Source organism: Alteromonas lipotrueiana, assembly GCF_019249245.1.
In the GTDB taxonomy this organism is placed as follows: domain Bacteria; phylum Pseudomonadota; class Gammaproteobacteria; order Enterobacterales; family Alteromonadaceae; genus Alteromonas; species Alteromonas lipotrueiana.
In genome coordinates, this window is sequence record NZ_JAESDK010000017.1 from 41,234 (window position 1) to 61,969 (window position 20,736).

Genomic DNA, 20,736 nt, shown 5'->3' on the forward strand with positions numbered 1-20,736 from the left:
ATCTGAGATTTACAGACAAAAATGCCGGCGTGAAGTCCGGCATTTTTTAAATATTTTGAATTAAAAGCTGTCACTGCTGCTTCTAATGTAAGCCTGTTTATCTGGGTGGAAACATACCCCCTGCGCCGCCCGGAGGCATCATGCCTTTCATCTGGCGCATCATTTTTTTCATGCCGCCCCCAGACATTTTTTTCATCATTTTCTGCATTTGAGTAAATTGCTTCAGCAGTCGGTTTACATCCTGAATTTGGGTACCTGACCCGGCGGCAATGCGACGTTTGCGCGATCCTTTGATTATGTCTGGTCGCGCGCGTTCACCAGGGGTCATGGAACTAATGATGGCTTCCATTTGGTTAAACTGCTTATCGTTGGCCTGATCTTTTATTTTGTCCATCATGCCGCCCATACCAGGCATTTTATCCATCATGCCCATCATGCCACCCATGTTTTTCATCTGCTCAAGCTGCTCTTTAAAGTCTTGCAGATCAAAGCCCTTACCCTTTTGTACTTTTTTGGCCAGCTTTTGCGCTTTGTCTTTGTCGACTTTGCGCTCAACTTCTTCAATCAGGCTCAGGACATCGCCCATACCCAAGATGCGCGAAGCGACGCGTTCAGGATAAAAAGGTTCCAGTGCATCCACTTTTTCGCCCATACCCAAAAATTTAATGGGTTTACCGGTAATTTTACGAACCGATAAGGCGGCACCACCACGGGCATCACCATCAGCTTTGGTTAATATAACCCCGGTCAATGGCAATGCATCGTTGAAGGCTTTCGCGGTATTGGCCGCATCCTGACCGGTCATGGCGTCAACCACAAACAAGGTTTCGATGGGCTTCACCGATGCGTGCAGTGCTTTTATCTCGTCCATCATGTCAGCATCAACATGCAAACGACCGGCGGTATCGACAAGCAGCACATCGTAAAATTGCTTACGGGCCGCATCAATAGCACTTTCAACAATATCTACTGGCTTTTGTAATACCGTTGAGGGGTGAAAGCCTGCATTAACTTCTTCGGCCAGTGTTTCTAGCTGTTTAATCGCGGCAGGACGATAGATATCGGCGCTCACCACCATTACTTTTTTCTTTTCGCGTTCGCTGAGGTATTTAGCCAGCTTACCCACACTGGTGGTTTTACCTGCCCCCTGTAAACCCGCCATCAATATTACCGCGGGGGGTTGCGTTGCCAGGTTCAGCTTTTCATTTGCCTCGCCCATAACGGCTTCAAGTTCAGATTGTACAATTTTGATGAAAACCTGACCCGGCTTCAGGCTTTTAGACACCTCAGTACCGACTGCACGAGCTTTTACCTGCGCAACAAATTCTTTGACCACAGGTAAGGCAACATCGGCCTCAAGTAATGCCATACGCACTTCGCGCAGGGTATCTTTGATGTTGTCTTCAGTCAGGCGGCCCCGGCCGCTCACATTTTTGAGGGTCTGGCCAAGGCGTTCGGATAAATTCTCAAACATACACAGGAGTCTTCTTTGTTTGGTTAATAAGTCTAGTATAACGAAAATTAGATAATGAACGTACCATCAGATGATGAAGATTTTGTCTTACGGACAAAAATACTATAACGTCGGGCTTTCGTCGGACGGTCTGATAAACTTTAAGTGAACAATATGGTGATACCTATTACCAAAAATCAAGCGTACAGTTGTATTTTATCAATACTTACCGTAACAATACCTTTTTGCGGTTTGGTCACTTACGTGGCAAAGCCAACCATTATCAGGTAGTTCGTTTCTAAATGCAGGCTCAACAGGACAATTCATGACCTCGCTTTTTGCGCCTTTGGCGGTGATACTTTATGTTACGGCAGCCACCTTATTTGTGCGCCGTTTTATTCATCCTAATGAAAACTCAAACCGAGGCATTGCTACAGGATGCGCGGGTGTAGGGTGTATCGCTCATATTGTATTTTTAATTAATACCATTATGGTGGCGCCGGGTCAGAACATGAGCATTACCAACGTGCTGTCGCTGGTGGCCTGGCTGATTACGGCCGCTTTACTGGCCTCGGCCAGGGTACTGCCGAATCGTATCATGTTGCCGGTCGTGTTTACTTTCTCTGCATTAACGGTGCTTGCGTCGTGGCTGATCCCGGTTAATCACATTATGCACATTGAGCTTCACCCGGGTTTGGTTATTCATATTACCTTATCGTTATTTGCCTACGGAACGCTGGTTATTGCATTTTTATATGCATTACAAGTTTCTTATATTACTTTTCGGCTAAAACAAAAAGGGGCCTCTTTGCTACATTCTGCCCTGCCCCCTCTGACCTTAGTCGAAGGACTGATGTTCAGGCTTCTGCAAATAGGAACAGGACTACTGATTATCTCGCTGCTAAGCGGGTTTATTTTTTTAGAAGACATGTTCAGCCTACAGTACGCTCATAAAACTGTGTTATCTATCCTGGCGCTAATCCTGTATATTTTCATACTGACAGGCCAAAAGCTGAAAGGCTGGCGAAGCCGACAGTTAATTGTTATGAACATTGTAGGCATAGTATTGCTTACCCTTGCCTACTTTGGCAGCCGTTTTGTTCGGGAGGTACTGCTGTAACCCGGGTTAAATTTTTTTTAGCCAGAATTCATCACAAACCGTCAAAAATACGGTAACGTTGTGTACTCATGAATTTTGTTGGTTACACAAAACACTATTGAAAAATCATCAAGGTATAGGAAACCCATAGTTGGACGCCATATCAACCGGCACGTTAGGAATTATCCTTGCGGTGCTCATTTTGTTCTCTGCTTATTTCTCAAGTTCTGAAACCGGCATGATGTCGATAAACCGTTATCGGCTTAAACATCTGCAAAAAGAAGGTAATACTTCTGCTATACGGGTTCAGAAACTACTAGACCGGCCTGACAGGCTTATTGGTTTAATCCTTATCGGCAATAATCTGGTCAATATTGCTGCCTCTTCGATAGCCACTATAATTTGCACCCGCTTATTTGGTGACTATTGGGGTTTTTTCGCAACCACCTTTGGTTTAACCCTGATTTTATTAATTTTTGCTGAAGTTACGCCTAAAACGCTGGCTGCGTTGTACCCAGAGAAAGTTGCGTTTCCCAGCTCGTTAATTTTGCTGCCATTGTTAACCGTGATGTATCCGTTTGTGGCGCTAATTAACAGCATTACAAATGGCATATTATATATGCTGAAAATTAATCCCACGACGGGCAGCGACGACTCTTTAAGCCGCGAAGAACTTCGCACAGTGGTGTATGAAGCCGGCGCTATGATCCCTAAAAAGCACCAGGATATGCTGGTAAGTATTTTGGACCTGGAAAGTGTTACCGCCGAAGATATTATGGTGCCGCGCGCTGAGATATTTGCCATTGATATCAACGACGACTGGAAAAAAATTCAGAAACAACTGACCAGTTCGCAGCATACACGGGTGCTTTTATATCGTGACCGTATTGATGATGCGGTTGGATTTGTACATGTACGTGATGCGCTTCGTTTGCTTTCTCGGGACCAATTTACAAAAAGCAGCTTGCTGCGCGCAGTACGTGAGGTGTATTACACCCCCGAGTCCACGCCTTTGCATACCCTGATGTACAAGTTTCAGGCAGAAAAAGAGCGTATCGCACTTGTGGTGGATGAATATGGTGACATCATGGGTTTGGTTACCCTTGAAGATATTTTAGAAGAAATCATTGGCGACTTTACGACCAGCATGGTGCCAGATCACAGCAAAGAAGCGCATCTGCAACAAGATGGGAGCGTATTGGTCGATGGCAGCGCGAATATTCGGGATCTAAATCGGGAAATGGAGTGGAACTTACCTACTGAAGGACCCAAAACTTTAAACGGACTGATTTTAGAGTATCTGGAAGAAATTCCGGAAAACCGGGTGAGTGTTCGACTGGCCGGTTACCCCATCGAAATTGTCGATATCACTGAAAATATGATCAAGACGGTTAGAATAATGCCTGAGTATTTTGCGTTTCAAAAAGTGTCCAACGACGATTAATCTTTCGCTTTAGACTGAGCCCGGCGTGCCAGCGCCTGGGCTTTGGCTGCCGCCACTTTTTGTGACAAGTTTGAAAGTTTGCCCATAAGCTGTTGCAATTCAGCATCGTTACGCAAATCTGCATCTTCAATATGACTTTCTAGCGAACGCTGTAACAGTTCTGGAATGGATTTTGGGATCATGACCATTGCTCATTAGAACGGTCCCCCTTTCACCGCAAAAAGTAGTAACCGTTGTCTCTCAAGTATTAACTATATCGGACAAAACCAACTTTACTTAAGAATAACTTGTGGCATCACTATGTTTTGCCACATTATGAATGCCTTTAGCCCTGAAAGTGCTCTAGCAATTCGCCATACTGACGACTAAGTGAGTAACGAATAACGGCAACTGAGCCGGTGGCAAATAACGCCGTTCGTTGGGTGCGGCATAGCTCATCCACAAAATAGCTTACAAATGGCATATGACTGACTACCAGCACATTTTTTACCGGTATTTTACGTGTTTGTGACAACAACACATCAAGTAGATCGTGCGCCTGCTGCGTATCGCCCTCTGGAACAATATCACTACAAAGTTGCATTTCACTGAACTTATTATCGGCGGTCATCATATCAAAGGTTTGGCGGGTTCGCTGATAAGGGGAAACCAAAGCCAGATCAATCGCATGATCGGCCGTGTATTTGGCCAGCCATCGAGAGGTATGAACGGCCTGTGTACAACCAAAATCGGTGAGGCTTCGCGACTTGTCATCGCGACGCAAGTTTTCGGCCTCTCCGTGGCGCATTACAAATAGATAAATCGAATCGCTGCTTTGACGTGACATAACATTACTAATAAGATGAGGTACTGCTCTTTAACGATAGCAGAACCCATATTTATAGCCTAGAGATATGTAAGTATTCTTTAGTATCTCATACTAATGGTTAAGTCTTGGAATTAGTGAAGTGTGTTGATTCCTTAAAATGCAGCTAAACCTAATAACCCGAGGGCATTTTGACCACGCTTAATTTCACGCAATCTCAGTTTGCAACGTTACCAAATGGCCTTAAAATTATGCACTGCCCGATTGAGGACAGTGCCGTAAGCTACGTATCTATGGCTGTAAAGGCGGGCCATTTTTATGACCCCGACCACTGTCATGGTTTAGCGCATTTACTTGAACACGGGTTGTTTTTAGGCTCGGCACGATTGCCCGAGCCCAATCAGATAAACAATCTGATAGAGCACTATGGTGGCACTCTTAACGCCTGGACGGGAACCGAGTATGCCAATTATCATTTTAATTGCCCGAATGAAGTACTGCCAACGCTGTTACCGGCCTTCGCCGATATGTTGCAAAGCCCGCTTCTGAAGCCAGATGTGCTTGAAAAAGAAATTCAGTCTATCGAAGCCGAATTCCAGTTTAAACGCAAAGATGATTTACGCAGGCTATACCAAATCCACAAAGAAACCTGCAATCAGGCCCATCCTTTTAGTAAATTTTCTGTAGGAAACGCCCAAATATTCGGACAGCGTGACATTACGTCTTTAAAAGAATTGTTACACGCTCATCACCAACAATATTATTGTGCCAGCAATATGGCTTTGTGCGTATTTTCTGCGGTGCCCACCGAAGATCTTTTTGCCGCATTAACACAAATGTTTGAAGACCTACCCGCTGGCAAACCGGCCCCGGCATCCTGGCCACCGCTTTACCTTGATCAGCAAAAAGGTATTCAAATAAATATTGAGCCCCTGCAATCAGCGCGACGCATGATTGTTACCTTTCCTATGCCCGCTTTACACAATAATATTGAAGTAAAGCCTTTAAATTATATTAGTCATTTGCTCGGTGATGAAGGCGAAGGGTCATTACTGGCTTATCTGAAGTCTAAAAACTGGGTAACCAACCTTATTGCCGGCAGTGGTATTGAAGGCGACGACTACAAAGACTTTAATGTTAACTTACAACTTACTGACAGCGGACTGACACAGCATCATGAGGTTTTAGAAGCTTTGTTCGCTTATATTGAAATTATTCGTAATTCGCTTAACGAACCATGGCGTTTTCAGGAAAAAGCCCGTTTACACAGCCTCGCCTACCAGTACGAAGAAAATCCTAAACTAATGCCGGTGGCATGTGATTATGCCCAACAGATGTTTGTATTTAAGGACGACCAAATACGTCAGTTCAGAAATACTATCGACTGCTTCGACAGACCTTCACTAGAACAGGCTTTAACATACTTCACGCCGGATAATTTACGGGTGAAGCTTATTGCCAAAGGCTTATCGACTGACCGTCAGTGTCAATATTATGATGCGAAATACAGCGTCAGCAAATTAGATGAAGACTTACTTAAACTGCTTAATAGACCAGCGGTTATAGATGAGATATTTTTGCCCCCTGCAAACCCTTATATGGGAAGTGAGTATTCGCTTACACTGCATGAGGCTGGTTATGAAAGGCCTACTGCATTAATTAAAAGCACGGGGGTAACCTGTTGGTTTGCTCAGGATCAGCAGTTTCACAGCCCCAAAGGTGATATCTATTTTTCTTTTGACACCAAAGCCTTTACCGAGTCTTTAGAGGCAGTCGCAGCTAAGCGAATTTGGCTGGCGTGTCTGAACGATAACCTGCAGGCAAAGTATTATCGGGCTGAAATTGCCGGCTTGCATTATCGTTTGTATGGCCATCAGGCTGGCTTCAGCTTACACACCCGAGGATTTACCAATCAACAAACGTTGCTGGCAACTCAATTGCTTGAAGCCATTCAGTCTGAGATACCCACCCAGGCGCAATTTGAACAGCGAAAAGCCATGCAGTTACAAGGATTGCAAAATGCTTTGCTTAATAAGCCGACAAACCGTTTGTTTTCGCGACTCAGTGTGCTTATTCAGCGTAATACTCAGGCGCCTGTGGATTTAATAAAGGCATTAGAAAAGTGTCGCTATGAAGATATGTTGCAATATTCACGACGCGCACTCGACAATTATTATCTTGAAACCTTTATGCATGGAAACTGGTCAGGCTCTGACGCTAAAAGCTTTGCAGATAAGGTGGTTGAGCTTAATCCCAACGCCACTGGCATAGCCTTGCCGCGACAGGTTTCAAAGTTGCCCATTGGCACCACGTTACACCACCAGGTTCCGTGTGAACACGACGACAGTGCTGTGGTGCTTTATTTACAAGCGCCTAGCGCAGGATTAGAAGACACTGCCATGTGTCTGGTCCTGGAACAAATACTGGCTGCACCCTTTTTCAGTGCGCTGCGCACGCAAAAGCAATTAGGGTATGTAGTTGGCACCGGCTACGTTCCCCACAATCATCATCCTGGCATGGCATTTTATATTCAAAGTCCCAACTATTCTGCAAACCATATTTTAACCGAAATAACGAACTTTTTGTTCGAGCAAGCGCAGAACATCGATAGTTACGAGGAATACTGGACTACCATTCAACAGAACTTATTAAAGCAGCTTGATGAACGCGATTTGTCTTTATCGATGAAATCTCAGCGCCTATGGATTAGCCTGGGCACATCAGATTATGAGTTTAACCGTAACAGCCAGCTGGCTGAATGCGTGGCAGAGCTGACCTTTGACGAAATACGAACTTACGCGCGCAAACTCGCCGACCGCAAATTGTTTGGTGAACTGGTCCTGTTTGCAAACGGCCAATTTGGTGAATTAGCTGATGAACAGGCTAAACGCGTTGACGATATCGCAGAATTTAAAGCACTCACCCCCTGTTTTAACTAAAGGGTTATAAACTACAACTAATTGTTCAATCTTTGTGCTAGTCGTTGTATTCCCATAAAAATATCTTGTAGAGCCTGATCGAATTCGGCATATTATTACTTCGGTTCTTTGAGTCACAGCCGATAATAATAACATTAACTAATAACGATAAGGCTTCAAGCCATATAAAGGTGTTTTTTTGGTGCGCTCGACCATCGCTCGTTTGACATTATGTCTGATGATCCTGTGTGGAAGCCTGGTTTCTATACCAAGCCACGCGGTTTCGATAACAGATATTTATTTTAAAGAACTTACCCTACGCGATGGATTATCAGACTTAACCATTCTGGACATTGCCGAAGATCATGACGGGTATATCTGGGTAGCTACGCTAAACGGGCTAAACCGCTATTCTGGGTACGACATAAAGCAATATTTGCCATCAGAAAGCGACCCATTCTCTATTCCTTCAGCTAAAATTACTGCTCTGTTTGTAGACTCAAACAGCGTTTTATGGGTAGGCACTCCGGATGGGCTAACTCGTTTTGACAAGAAGACTGATCAGTTTCATACAGTTTCTTCCCAAGATCCCACAAACCCTCTAGGTCCAATCGGGAAAATTATCGGTACCGCCGAAGAAGGTATGATTGTATCTGCAGGCAATAGTCTTTACCGGTGGGATGAGCAAACAGCATCTTTGGTTAGGTACAACGAAAACTTAAATATCAGCTCAGAAATTATGTCTCTTTACAATGAAAAAAACCGTATCTGGATAGGTACTATAGATGCAGGTTTATTTATTTTTGATAAAACAACAGAGACTCTCTATTCTGCATTAGAGGCAAATCCGTGGTCTATCTATATTTCCGCTAAAGTAATTAATCATATTAATGTGATTGAAGGCATGTATTGGATTGCCACTGAAACTGGTTTGATAGAAATTCAGGCCAATGGAACTACTCAGGAACTATACGATAAAAAAGGTTTCTCTGAAGAAGCTCCTTTTGTTTTCTTCGCGTTTAAAAACAAAGAGCAGCTTTGGATAGGTACTGATATTAGTCTAGACATTTACGACCTGAACACAGAAAAGTTTTTATCTATCGGCCCTGATACAGCAGGGCTTACTGGTTTATCTCAGCGCTATTTACTTACCTATCATAGAGACAGCAATAACAATATCTGGATTGGATCTTATCAAGGCTTATTTAAATACAATTCAGAAGAGAGCCATACCCGTGTGTACTCAAACAAGAAGAGTTTTCAAGAGAAAAAAGATGGCAACTCTATCTGGGGTATTAAGCAGGATAAAGACGATATACTATGGTTTGTTACTCAAAGCGAAGGTCTAGGCCGCTTTAGCTTTGAATCCGGAAAAATTTCCTACTACTTAACCGACCGAGAGGAAACCTTTTGGGATTTAGTAATTGATGATAAAGGTTACTTCTGGATTGCTACATCAAACGGTATTAAAGTTTTTCGGCGAGAAAAAAGTACATTCACTCAGGTAGCACATTTTTTAGAAGGTGTATTCGTTGACTCAATTTTTAAAAGCGATAACAAAATTTGGCTAGTAGAAGAAAAAAATGTTGTATTTTCTATAGATTCTGCGCTTTTAAATGACTTCCTCACCTCAACTACTTCTGTTTCAATAATTGAAAAATATATTATACCGGGCATAGATGTAGCTTCAGCGATTCAACATAAGGATAAATTAGGTAGATTGTGGATAACAAATCCAAAGTCGTTATTTATTTATAACCCTGATACAGCAAAAAAAATTAAGACTATTATCCTTGAGAATCCCAGTGAATTCAGAACGGTAACTATTTTTCCCTGGCGCGACTCTTACTGGGCTTTAACCAGTAAAAATACTTTATTACAAATAAATAAAGTCAGTCTAGAGATTGTTAACCAAAAAATTATTGACGGTGAGCGTAATGGGCCTATGTCGGCGATACCCCATCAAGAAATTTTGTGGGTAGCAACTAATAACAGTATATATGGCTACGACCTATCAACATCTAAAAAAGTTGAATCATTTGATTTAGGGCAGTTGGGCTATAATAGCTTCAACGAAGGGGTTGCTTTGAAAACATCAAATGAACATATTGTTTTTGCAGGAAGCACAGGCTTTAACCGTATCAAGCTCAACCGGCCAGAAATCAGGTCGTCGTCAGAACGCCCTACCCAAAAACCAATAATTTTGACCACTAAAATATTTGGGTACAATACCGATGGTAAAAGCGGATTAGAACAAAAAATAATAAGCGCCAAGCATAGTAATATTGAACTTGAATACGATGAATCTCGCTTCAGTATTATGTTTGAGCTTGTTAATCCATTATTTCCTGATTTGGTTGTATACCGCTATCGTCTTCAGGGCGCCGATGGTAACTGGATGGACTCTGAAGGTGGCCGTAATGCGCAGTTTAACAATATTCCGTTTGGCAGTTATACCTTCGAAGTGCAGGCAAAAGAAGCTGGTAAAAGTTGGTCTGACACATCAACACTGGATATTAGGGTAGGCCGCCCCCCCTGGCTTCATACCGGTGCTCTCGCACTTTACGCACTGATTTTTGTGAGTATTTTACTGTTAATGTTCAAACAATATCAGTCACGTAAACAAACCCAGTTAGCTATCCGTGAATCTGAAGAACGTTTAAAGCTGACATTATGGAGCAGCGGCGATGAACTATGGGACTGGGATGTGTACAAAGGCCAGGTATATAGGTCGAATACCTGGGGTACGCTGGATTTTCCTCAGGACAATATTCGTACCTCTACCGCTTACGATGCCAATATTCACCCTAACGACCTGTTAAGAGTACAAGAAGCATTAAAAGCGCATCTGGGTAATAAAACCGAATACTATGAACTGACTTATCGGGCTAAAACCTTCAATAATCAATGGATATGGATTTTAGACCGGGGCAAGGTAGTTACCCGCGATCACAATGACCAACCCGTCAGGATGACAGGTACTTTAAAGAATATTCATCATCTTAAAGAAGCCGAAGAACAGCTGAATCTATTTAAACGCTCTATTGAAAATATTTCTGAAGGGGTGTTTATAACCGATACCAACTTTAAATTTATTTCTGTTAATAATGCGTATTGCCAGTACACCGGCGAAACCCGTGACCAGGCGCTTGCTTCGTATTTGTATTTTCATCAGTATCCCGAACCCTTTACCGAAGAGATTAAAAAAACTCTACGGGCAAAAGGCAACTGGTTTGGCGAAGTAGAATCGGCCCGCATTAATGGTGAAAAGTTTGAAATGGAGCTAAACCTTGATGCTGTTCACAATGAAGAAGGCAGAATCAGCCATTTTGTAGGGGTATTTTCAGATATTACGTCGCGCAAGAATACTGAAAAAGAATTGCTGAAGTTAGCCAATACCGACCCACTAACCGACCTGCCTAACCGTTCGTTTTTTCAGGCAAGTCATCAAAATCTGGTACGGCGTACTGAAAAACATGCATTGCTGTGTTTAGACATGGACAACTTTAAGAAGATTAACGACTCTTTGGGCCATCAAACAGGGGATGTTCTGATAAAACAGATTGCTAAACGTATTTTGCGCACCACCGGCAAAACGGCGACCTGTTATAGGTTAGGTGGCGATGAGTTTAGTATTTTGCTTGAAGATAAATCTGATATTCATACTATTACTCATTACGCCCAGGGCTTACTGGACACTCTTGCACGCCCGTTTATTATTAACAAACAAGAATTTGTATTAGGTGCCAGTATTGGTATTGCGTTTTATCCTGAAGATGGTAGCAGTTCGCAGGAAATGCTTAAAAATGCCGATACCGCTATGTATTTTGCTAAAAATAATGGCGGGAATAGCTATAAGTTCTTCAGCGGCGAGATGAATCAGAATGCTGTTCGCCAGCTACAAATTGAAAACCTGATTCGCCAGGGAATTAAAGATGATTTGTTCAGCGTTTTTTATCAGCCCAAGGTTGATATAAATTCAGGCAAACTTGTAAGCATGGAGGCGTTAGTTCGCTTTGAACACCCCCATAAAGGCATTGTTAGCCCGGGGCAATTTATACCGCTGGCAGAGCAGACAGGCCAAATCATCGAAATTGGCGAGCAGGTACTGCGCAAGGCATTAACCGACACCAAACGCTGGGTTAGCGAAGGCATCTTTAGTGGCCGGGTGGCGGTAAATATATCAGCCAAACAATTTGAATTACCCGACTTAGATGACCGTATTATTCGCATACTTAAAGAAGTAGGACTGTCGCCGTTACATCTGGAGTGTGAAATTACCGAAGGTACGCTTATGGAAAACCCTGACGAAGGGTTACGCATGATGGAACGTCTTCGCGAAAAAGGCATACATCTGGCGCTGGACGATTTTGGCACCGGCTATTCCTCGTTAGCGTATTTAAAACGTTTTCCGTTAAACACGCTCAAAATTGATAAAGCCTTTATTGATGATATTGATAAAAGCAGTGTCGATAGGCACATGGCCGCGGCTATTATCAATATTGCGCATAATCTGGGACTTAAAGTGGTAGCCGAGGGCGTTGAAAAAGAAAGCCAGTTAACCATACTTCGCCGCTACGAATGCGAAATGCTACAAGGCTTTTTGTATAGCCGCCCTATTAATGCAGAGCGTTTCGAAACGTTGTTACGCCAGAACCAGCAGCTTCACCACCTGATAAGCCACAATAACCCTTCCTAGCCTCCCCAGTGCTATGTATTAAAAAGGTAGTGTGATTTTTATTGTTCGCTGATATTAAACACTACTTTTATACTGCGTTTTACGCCTTTTATGTTTGTATTTTACCCACTACTCGCCACTATTATGATTTTCTATTTTCATAACCCTGGTAAAAAGCGCTCTCTTATCTTCAGAACCTGCACCTTTATTGGTAACCCGTCAAAAAAGTGACACTATTTTACTAGTGATATAGGGTGAGTTTTAATTCGGCTATGTCAACTGACAGAATCTTGACAACTGGGTGTAAGTAACTGAAATACAAACGTTTTATTTTACCCTTTCATTCTGGCACGGTATTCGCTTTATCTTTTATATAACCGCACATAACTTTAACGGTTATATAAAAAAATAAAACCAAATAAATACACAAGGAAAAAAACCATGTTGAAAGCATACGCAGTTGCACTTGTACTATCGACCAGCGCTCAGGCATCAGTTAATACACAGGAAAGTGTTCGTCCACTAGAAAAGAAAGTTGAATCATCAACACAAACTCAGGCAGTACGCCCTTCAAACTGCGGCAAAATTTGCGGCGTTAAGTGGTAAATATATTTCGGAAGAGGCTTCAGTTTAGCCTCTTCCGCCCTCGCCTTATCAGGCAGCCATCCAGATATTATTTAACCCTGTATCGCGTTTCATCTGAATATAACGGTGAAAAGAAAACAGGGGAAATAACATAGGCCCCAGGGCCAAACCTGCTAACGCCCAACGTTCTTTTTTCATGCCAGCTTTGGTTGCTTCGACATAAAAATACCCACCAAAAAATATTGCCGCGGTTAATAGCGCTATTGGCCATACCAACATTATCATTACACTCGCCCCTGTCTATAATGTTATTGAAGCCAAAATCGGTGGCATATTATACAGCTCAAATATCAATCGATCCAATCTATTCTTCATAATATGCAGTGTGCGTAAAAATACCCAGGCACAAAAAAGCCGATAAGAGGCTTGCCCCTACCGGCTTTAAAACTGCAACGCTATGAATTAATAAAAGGTTTGATTTTCAACGTTCATACGTTTTAAAAGATCGCACGGCGCAAACTTGTCTGAAACCTTGTCGGCATAGCGTTCAAGCTTCTCGACAACCGTATCAATACCCAGAGAATCCATGTATCTGAAAGGCCCGCCTAAAAATGGCGGAAAGCCAATACCGAATATTGCGCCGATATCGCCGTCGCGCGCGCTGCGTATTACGTTCTCATCCAAACACCTTGCGGCTTCGTTTAGCATCATCAGTACGCAGCGTTCAGCTACTTCTTTTTCACTGCGAGAGGATGAAGGTGAAATACCCAGTAGATTGTAAATACTTTCGTCTACCTCTTTACCGGCATTTTTACCTTCATAAAGATAAAAACCTTTTTGGTTTTTCTTACCCTTACGATTGTCAGCCAGTACTTTGTCAAAAGCATCGGGTGCTGTAAAACGGTCGCCAAAAGCCTCTACCAAAATTGGGATGATTTTTGTTCCTACATCTATACCAACTTCGTCCAACAATTTGATTGGACCTACCGGAAAGCCAAATTTTACCAAAGACTTATCAATATGCTCAATGGGCTCGCCCGCTAACAACAAACTGGCAGCTTCATTCATGTAAGGCGCTAAAATTCGGTTAACATAAAAACCAGCACCGTCTTTAACCACCACGGGGGTTTTGCCTTGCTTACGGGCAAACTCAACCGTTGTCGAAATGGTTTCATCGCTGGTTTTTTCATGTGCAATAACTTCAGCCAGTGGCATTTTATCTACCGGTGAAAAATAATGCAGACCAATAACATTTTCAGGTCTTTGAGCTTTTGCAGCAATTTGCCCGATAGGAATTGAAGAGGTATTTGAAGCAAAAATTGTTGAGTCCTGACAATGTTGCTCAATATCGGCTACCATTTTTTGTTTAAGCTCAATATCTTCAAACACGGCTTCTATAACCATATCTGCATCCTGATAGCCTTTATAATCAAGCGTACCTGTCAATCGTGACATTTGTTTTTGCATATCAGATTTACGAATATGACGCTTTTTGACTTTTCCGGTCAAGATGTCATAGCTATACTTCATGGCATGGGCAATACCTTCAGGACGAATATCTTTGATGCGAGCGGGCACACCTGCTTTACTTGCAGTAACAAAGGCAATACCGCCCCCCATTAGTCCGCCGCCCAAAACGCCCACTTTGTTCACCTTGTGGGGTGAAACGCCTGAGACACCTTTTTCTTTTTTCATTTGAGTGGTGGCAAAAAATATTTCACGCAGCTGAAACGACTCGGGGGACATAACTAACTCACCGAACGCCTTTGCTTCTGCGCGCAAACCTGCTGCCATTCCCTCATTTGCTCCGGTCTCAATGACATCAATAATTTTAGCCGGCGCTGGATAGTTACCTTTGGTTTTAGCGAACGTCTGCTCACGGGCTTTTTTAAAGACCATGCCGCGCCCCATGCTGTTTTGCTCAAGCAGTTTATTCATCATGCCTTTTTGCGGCGCCTGACGTTCAGGTTTACGTTTCAAAGCGAATTTTTCAGCAACGTCAAGCAGTACGCTATGCGGTACCACTTCATCAACAATACCGTATTTTTTAGCTTGCTTTGCCCGAGCTGGTGAGCCGGTTAGCATCATTTTCATTGCTTGCTGAATACCAATAAGTCTTGGTAAACGCTGAGTTCCACCGCTACCTGGTAATAATCCTAACTGAACCTCTGGCAACCCTAATTGAGTCGCGCTATCGTCGGTACATACTCTGAAATGACACGCCAGGGCAAGCTCTAGCCCGCCGCCTAATGCCGGGCCATGAATAGCAGCGACAAAAGTGGGGCGCATCTTTTCAATGCGGTTAAAAACTTCTTGTCCACCGCTGGCAAGGCGTTGAGCGTCCTCTACCGTTTTGCACTCGCTCAGCATAGAAATATCAGCGCCGGCCACAAAAGACGATTTTTTGCCGCTGGTTAACACCACGCCTTTAATGCTTTTATCTGCTTCAATGTCATCAAGCATTGTATTAATTTGATCGCCAAATTCCGCTTTAAGCGTATTCATCGACTCGCCAGGCACGTCCATCGTCAAAATAGCAATGCCATTGTCTTTTTTCTCTAATGAGAAGGCGCTGGACACGGTATCTTCAGTAGTCTGCGGGTTAGAGTTTTGTTCTGTCATTATTCTGTCTCCACAATCATTGCTGCACCTAATCCGCCAGCAGCACACGCTGTTACCAGGCCGGTGCCACCGCCGCGCCGCTGAAGTTCATTTAGCATTTGGGTAATCATTCGCGTACCGGTAGCCGCAAATGGGTGTCCGTAAGCAATAGAGCTGCCCATTACGTTAAATTTGTCCATATCTATCTCGCCGGTCGCTTTGTCACGGCCCAATTTCTCTTTCGCAAACTTATCGCTGGCGAACATTTTAACATTCGCCAGAGTTTGAGCCGCAAACGCTTCATGCATTTCAATAAGGGTAAGGTCATTAAGTGACATACCAGCGCGATCTAACGCTATAGGCGTAGCGTAAGACGGGCCCATCAGCATATCTTCCCATACGTCTATTGCTGAAAACGCGTAGCTCTTGATAAAGCCTAAAGGCGTATAGCCCAGTTCTTTCGCACGACTTTCAGTCATCATCAGTACCGCTGATGCGCCGTCGGTTAGCGGAGTTGCATTGGCGGCGGTAACCGAGCCGTATTTTTTGTCGAATACGGGGCGAAGTTTCGCATAGCTTTCTTCTTTAGAATCAAACCGTATGTTGTTATCGCGGCCCAGCGCTCCTTTATAGGGTTCTGCATAGGCGGTCATAACTTCGTTATCAAGCTTTCCTTCTTCCCAGCTTTGGGCAGCCAGACTATGCGAGCGATGCGCAAGCTTGTCCTGGTCTTTACGCGCAATATTATGCGTTTTCGCCATTTGCTCAGCAGTTTGGCCCATAGAAAGTCCGGTAGAATATTCTGCTACTGCCGGGGGTACCGGCATCAGATCTTTGAATGACAAACGCTTTAATACATTTAGCTTCTGGCCCATCGTTTTTGTTTTTTGTAAATCAACCAGTGCCCGAGCTAAATTTTTAGATACGCCAATAGGAGACACTGACGTTGAGTCAGCGCCACCAGCAATGCCTACCTGAATATTTCCAGCCATCATACTTTCGGCAATATTTACCGTAGACTGGAAGCTGGTGGCACACGCGCGTGATACGCTGTAAGCATCTGTGCGCACATTCATGCCGGTGCCAAGCACAATTTCACGCGCAATATTAGGTGCTTCAGGCATCTGAACCACCTGGCCATACACTACCTGATCAACCAGATCCGGGGAGACCCCGTTTCTGATAAGAAGCTCATTTACTACCATTTTGCCTAAATCGACGGCGGGTACGCCATGAAAATACGTAGCCATTTTTGCAAAAGGTGTTCTTAAACCAGAAACAATCGCAATTCGATCGCCCTGACGTGTCGTTATCTGCTGTTTAGTCGCCATATTGTACCTGAACCATTTGCCACACTAAGTGGTCTGACCTGTGATTTAAAGGATTCTACAGACAATCGATAAAATAGCAAATAGCCTCACAATGCCTTTTACCACAGCATTTGGAAGACTCACCGCTTTCCAGTCGTTTATATTTGCCAATTGTCTCATCGTAAAGACTCTGTCTTTATTCTCGTGTTACCGTTGTTCCATAGGTCATACAACGACCATTTTTTTATCTAATTACAAAGCATTCTTTTAAGAATAACTTGAAGTAATCGGTGATGACCTTATATGAAACAAATAATAAATAATATTAATGCTTTTATTTCATATATTAGTAGTGATTAACACAGCTATTTGATCAGGAAATTAATACGCTATGGCAGCAGAGCAGTTTCAGCAACTTCACGCCTATCTGGATTCGCAGATAATTGGCCAGACTCAACTTACCCGAAGCCTGCTTATTGCGATGCTAGCCGACGGCCATTTATTGGTAGAAGGCCCTCCCGGCCTGGCGAAAACACGTGCAATAAATGCGTTGGCAAATGGTATGGATGCTGACTTTCACCGGGTACAATTTACACCTGACTTACTTCCTGCCGACTTAACCGGAACCGATATTTATCGGCCTGAAACCGGGGAGTTTGTTTTTCAAAAGGGACCATTGTTTCATAACCTTGTACTAGCCGATGAAATAAACCGGGCGCCCGCTAAAGTGCAATCGGCGCTGTTAGAGGCCATGGCAGAACGCCAAATTACGGTGGGAAACAAAACCTATTCTTTGCCTGCAATGTTTTTAGTTATGGCCACGCAGAACCCGTTGGAGCAAGAAGGCACTTACCCTTTGCCTGAAGCACAACTAGACCGTTTCTTAATGCATATTGAAATTGACTACCCGCAGGCGCAAACTGAATTACAAATTTTGCAGTTAACCCGTGACGAAGAACGTCAAAAGAGCTCGCCCACTTTAACTAAACTGACTCAGGCCGATATTTTTGCCGCTCGCAAACAAGCCATTAACCTGCACATGGCGCCGGAGCTTGAGCGTTATATTGTTGAACTGGTGGTGGCGACCCGAACGCCTGAAAAATACGATACCGAACTTGGTGACTGGATAGAGTTTGGAGTAAGTCCACGCGCTACTATCGCACTTGACCGCTGTGCCCGTGCTCACGCCTGGTTAGCGGGTCGCGAATTTGTGGGTCCTGATGATATTCAGGCGGTATTTCACAACGTGCTTCGCCATCGGATTATATTGTCTTATCAAGCTGAGGCTCAGGGCGTAACCGCCAATCAGGTGCTTGATCGTGTTGTTCAACTGGTGGCTGTTCCGTAGCTTTATGAAGAACAAATCGCAACTGCTGGCATCTCTACACAGTAACGGCATCGAGCTTACGACGGGTGAACTGCTTAGATACCGTCAACTTTCCTATCTGCTGAATCTGAAGCCTGGCAAATCTCATCGCTCGGCGCTTTCGGGCGGATACTTGAGTAAGCATAAGGGCCGGGGTATGGAGTTTGATGAGGCACGCCATTACCAGGCTGGAGATGACATTCGTGCGATAGACTGGCGGGTAACCGCCCGCACCGGTAAAACCCATACAAAAATTTATCGTGAAGAAAGAGAAAGACCGGTTTTTATTCTTTGCGATCTTTCAACGTCAATGCAATTTGGTACACAATTACTGCTTAAAAGTATCCAGGCCGCGCATTTATCGGCACTTATTGCGTGGTCGGCAGTACAGCGCGGCGATAAGCTAGGCGGCTTGCTGTTTAACAGCGAACGTCATCGCGAATGCAAACCCATGTCACGAAAACGCGCAGTTTTGTCGCTTTGTCATGAACTCATTCAGCTTCAAAGCCATTATAGTAAAGCGGCGGGCATGACATCCGCTATTCCTTTTACCGATGCGTGCGCGAGGGCGCGCCGTTTAGTCAAACCTGGCAGCCTGATGTATGTTATCTCTGATTTTCATTCTTTTGACGATACCTCTTCACAGCATCTGGCGCACCTTGCCCGGCACAGCGAAGTAAAATCGATAAAGATTACCGACCCATTTGAACATGCATTACCTACCATTATGGGTCAACGGCAGGTCAGTGTTTCTGACGGTCAGCAGCGTCAAACCTGGTTGTTGGGCAATAGCCAATTACAACAGCGTTATCAACAGCAACAACAGCTGCAACATCAACACATTGCGCGCGTGCACCGTGAAGCTGGCATTTCGCTTCAGGAAATTAGTGCATCTTCACCTCTGGAACATCAACTCTTTGTGCAAAGTAAAAATAACCGATGAATGAACAAGAACAACAGCTTCTGGCTCAGCTAAAAGATATCCAAATTCCGGAAACCGTGTCGTATTGGCCCCTTGCCTGGGGCTGGTGGGTAGTGATATTCACAGTTTTGACAGCCGCCGTCATACTGACCGTGTGGTTACTACGCCAGCGACGCTTTAATGCAGCCAGGCGTCAGGCATTACACGAGCTAAACCATATAGGTGTGGAAGCCGACGACTGGCCTTCGCAAATCAATCAGCTTTTAAAGCGCACCGCGATCAGCTATTACCCGGCGCCAAAACTCGCCGGTTTATATGGTCAGCGCTGGACTCAGTTTTTGTTAAAGCAATTAAAACCCAGTCATCAGACCCAGGCCGCCAACGATCTTGGCCATCTGCAATCTATGCTTTATCAGCCTGCTAAACCGCAGAAAAACCAATTTCCCCAGTGTAAAAAGGCGGCCGAGTATTGGTTAAAAAAAGCAGACTTCAGACGCCATGGGTATGCACAGCAAAATGTAACCCCTGAGGCTAGTCATGTTTGAGTTTGCCTGGTGGTGGTTGCTTTTTTTGCTGCCTTTACCGTTGTTGGTGCAATGGCTGCCGGCCAAATCGGGCGCCGATGAAAGTGCACTGCTGGTACCCCATTTGTTATCGGTCAGCTCCCAGCCTTCTGAGCCCCCTGCCCGTTTGGCCACCGCTTCAATTTGGTTATGGCTCATTTGGTTATTGTTGGTTGTGGCAGCTGCGCGTCCACAATGGTTGGGTGAACCGGTCAGTATCTCTAGCGAAGGGCGCGAAATGATGCTGGCAGTAGATTTGTCGGGCAGCATGAAAATTGATGATATGAACATCAACGGTCGTCAGGTAGACAGACTGACCATGACAAAGTCTGTGCTGGCCAACTTTATTGAGCGCCGGGTTTCAGACCGTTTAGGGCTGATTTTGTTTGCTGATACGGCTTATTTACAAGCGCCCCTGACATTTGACCGCAATACGGTAGCACAGTTACTTGACGAATCGGTTATTGGTCTGGTGGGCGAGCAGACCGCAATTGGCGATGCGATAGGTTTAGCAGTAAAGCGTCTGGAAGCTCGCGAAAAAACCAATAAAGTTGTTATTTTGCTTACAGATGGTCGCAATACCATCGGCAATATTACACCCGCCCAAGCAAAAGAATTAGCCGTTGAAAGTGGTGTTACTGTTTACACTATCGGAGTGGGCGCTGACCAAATGGTTGTAGAAAACTTTTTTGGTCGTCGTCAGGTAAATCCGTCCCGGGAGCTTGATGAAGACATGCTGACCGATATTGCGTCAGCCACGGGAGGTAAATATTTTCGTGCTCGCGATGCGCAGGAACTCGAACAAATATACAGCCGACTTGATGAGCTTGAACCAATTAAAGGCGATAGCCAAAAATTGCGGCCTTTGAGTGCTCTTTATTATTACCCTTTAGCACTGGCTTTGCTGATCAGCGTAATGGCATTGGCCGTTTTGCTACTTAAAGCCCGAAGACGCACGCAAACCGAATCAAACGCACAATATAGTGAATAAT

General features: G+C 44.1%; 15 protein-coding genes. 9 read left to right on the forward strand and 6 right to left on the reverse strand.

Translation table 11 applies throughout. The features are described from left to right. Window positions 1-97: 97 nt before the first annotated feature. Window positions 98-1,474 carry a signal recognition particle protein gene (gene ffh, locus JK130_RS12040; protein WP_218354575.1) on the reverse strand — a complete coding sequence of 459 codons (1,377 nt, stop codon included), beginning with the start codon at window positions 1,472-1,474 and terminating at the stop codon, window positions 98-100. A 304-nt stretch (window positions 1,475-1,778) separates the two neighbouring features. Between ffh and JK130_RS12045 the strand changes: the two genes are divergently transcribed. Together JK130_RS12045 and JK130_RS12050 are read left to right on the forward strand one after the other, a co-directional pair. After that, on the forward strand, window positions 1,779-2,573 hold the full coding sequence (locus JK130_RS12045) for a cytochrome C assembly family protein (protein WP_218354576.1): 795 nt from the start codon (window positions 1,779-1,781) through the stop codon (window positions 2,571-2,573). Window positions 2,574-2,703: 130 nt separating this feature from the next. Beyond that, window positions 2,704-3,996, forward strand: coding sequence for an HlyC/CorC family transporter (locus JK130_RS12050; RefSeq protein ID WP_218354577.1), 1,293 nt, complete (start codon window positions 2,704-2,706; stop codon window positions 3,994-3,996). Here the strand turns inward: JK130_RS12050 and JK130_RS12055 are convergent. Continuing rightward, entirely contained in the window at window positions 3,993-4,178 is a 186-nt protein-coding gene (locus JK130_RS12055; protein WP_218354578.1) for a hypothetical protein, read from the reverse strand. The genes JK130_RS12050 and JK130_RS12055 overlap by 4 nt on opposite strands. A 143-nt stretch (window positions 4,179-4,321) precedes the next feature. Next, window positions 4,322-4,822 carry a phosphohistidine phosphatase SixA gene (gene sixA, locus JK130_RS12060; protein WP_218354579.1) on the reverse strand — a complete coding sequence of 167 codons (501 nt, stop codon included), beginning with the start codon at window positions 4,820-4,822 and terminating at the stop codon, window positions 4,322-4,324. Window positions 4,823-4,992: 170 nt separating this feature from the next. Between sixA and JK130_RS12065 the strand changes: the two genes are divergently transcribed. The 3 genes from JK130_RS12065 (at window position 4,993) to JK130_RS12075 (ending at window position 13,003) form a co-directional block, all read left to right on the forward strand. Next, window positions 4,993-7,740, forward strand: coding sequence for an insulinase family protein (locus JK130_RS12065; protein WP_246587786.1), 2,748 nt, complete (start codon window positions 4,993-4,995; stop codon window positions 7,738-7,740). Window positions 7,741-7,921: 181 nt separating this feature from the next. After that, on the forward strand, window positions 7,922-12,418 hold the full coding sequence (locus JK130_RS12070; protein WP_218354624.1) for an EAL domain-containing protein: 4,497 nt from the start codon (window positions 7,922-7,924) through the stop codon (window positions 12,416-12,418). 420 nt (window positions 12,419-12,838) lie between these two features. Then, window positions 12,839-13,003, forward strand: coding sequence for a hypothetical protein (locus JK130_RS12075; protein ID WP_218354580.1), 165 nt, complete (start codon window positions 12,839-12,841; stop codon window positions 13,001-13,003). Window positions 13,004-13,051: 48 nt separating this feature from the next. Here the strand turns inward: JK130_RS12075 and JK130_RS12080 are convergent, their stop codons facing one another. The 3 genes from JK130_RS12080 to fadI all read right to left on the reverse strand — a co-directional run bounded on the left by JK130_RS12080 (window position 13,052) and on the right by fadI (window position 16,914). Continuing rightward, window positions 13,052-13,267 carry a hypothetical protein gene (locus JK130_RS12080; RefSeq protein WP_218354581.1) on the reverse strand — a complete coding sequence of 72 codons (216 nt, stop codon included), beginning with the start codon at window positions 13,265-13,267 and terminating at the stop codon, window positions 13,052-13,054. Between the two features lie 177 nt (window positions 13,268-13,444). Continuing rightward, window positions 13,445-15,604: a fatty acid oxidation complex subunit alpha FadJ gene (gene fadJ, locus JK130_RS12085; protein ID WP_218354582.1), complete on the reverse strand. Its 2,160-nt coding sequence runs from the start codon at window positions 15,602-15,604 to the stop codon at window positions 13,445-13,447. After that, the gene (gene fadI, locus JK130_RS12090) at window positions 15,604-16,914 is read right to left on the reverse strand and encodes an acetyl-CoA C-acyltransferase FadI (protein WP_218354583.1); all 1,311 of its coding nucleotides are present in this window, start codon (window positions 16,912-16,914) and stop codon (window positions 15,604-15,606) included. The genes fadJ and fadI overlap by 1 nt, the downstream gene beginning before the upstream one ends. Window positions 16,915-17,284: 370 nt before the next feature. On the opposite strand from fadI, the gene JK130_RS12095 reads away from it, so the two are divergent. From JK130_RS12095 to JK130_RS12110, 4 genes are read left to right on the forward strand one after another with little or no spacing between them, the layout of a single operon-like run. Then, window positions 17,285-18,241, forward strand: coding sequence for an AAA family ATPase (locus JK130_RS12095; RefSeq protein ID WP_218354584.1), 957 nt, complete (start codon window positions 17,285-17,287; stop codon window positions 18,239-18,241). A 4-nt stretch (window positions 18,242-18,245) separates the two neighbouring features. Further along, entirely contained in the window at window positions 18,246-19,202 is a 957-nt protein-coding gene (locus JK130_RS12100; protein ID WP_218354625.1) for a DUF58 domain-containing protein, read from the forward strand. Beyond that, window positions 19,199-19,726, forward strand: coding sequence for a DUF4381 domain-containing protein (locus tag JK130_RS12105; RefSeq protein WP_218354585.1), 528 nt, complete (start codon window positions 19,199-19,201; stop codon window positions 19,724-19,726). The genes JK130_RS12100 and JK130_RS12105 overlap by 4 nt, the downstream gene beginning before the upstream one ends. Then, window positions 19,719-20,735 carry a vWA domain-containing protein gene (locus JK130_RS12110; protein ID WP_218354586.1) on the forward strand — a complete coding sequence of 339 codons (1,017 nt, stop codon included), beginning with the start codon at window positions 19,719-19,721 and terminating at the stop codon, window positions 20,733-20,735. The genes JK130_RS12105 and JK130_RS12110 overlap by 8 nt, the downstream gene beginning before the upstream one ends. The last annotated feature ends 1 nt before the right edge of the window (window position 20,736 follow it).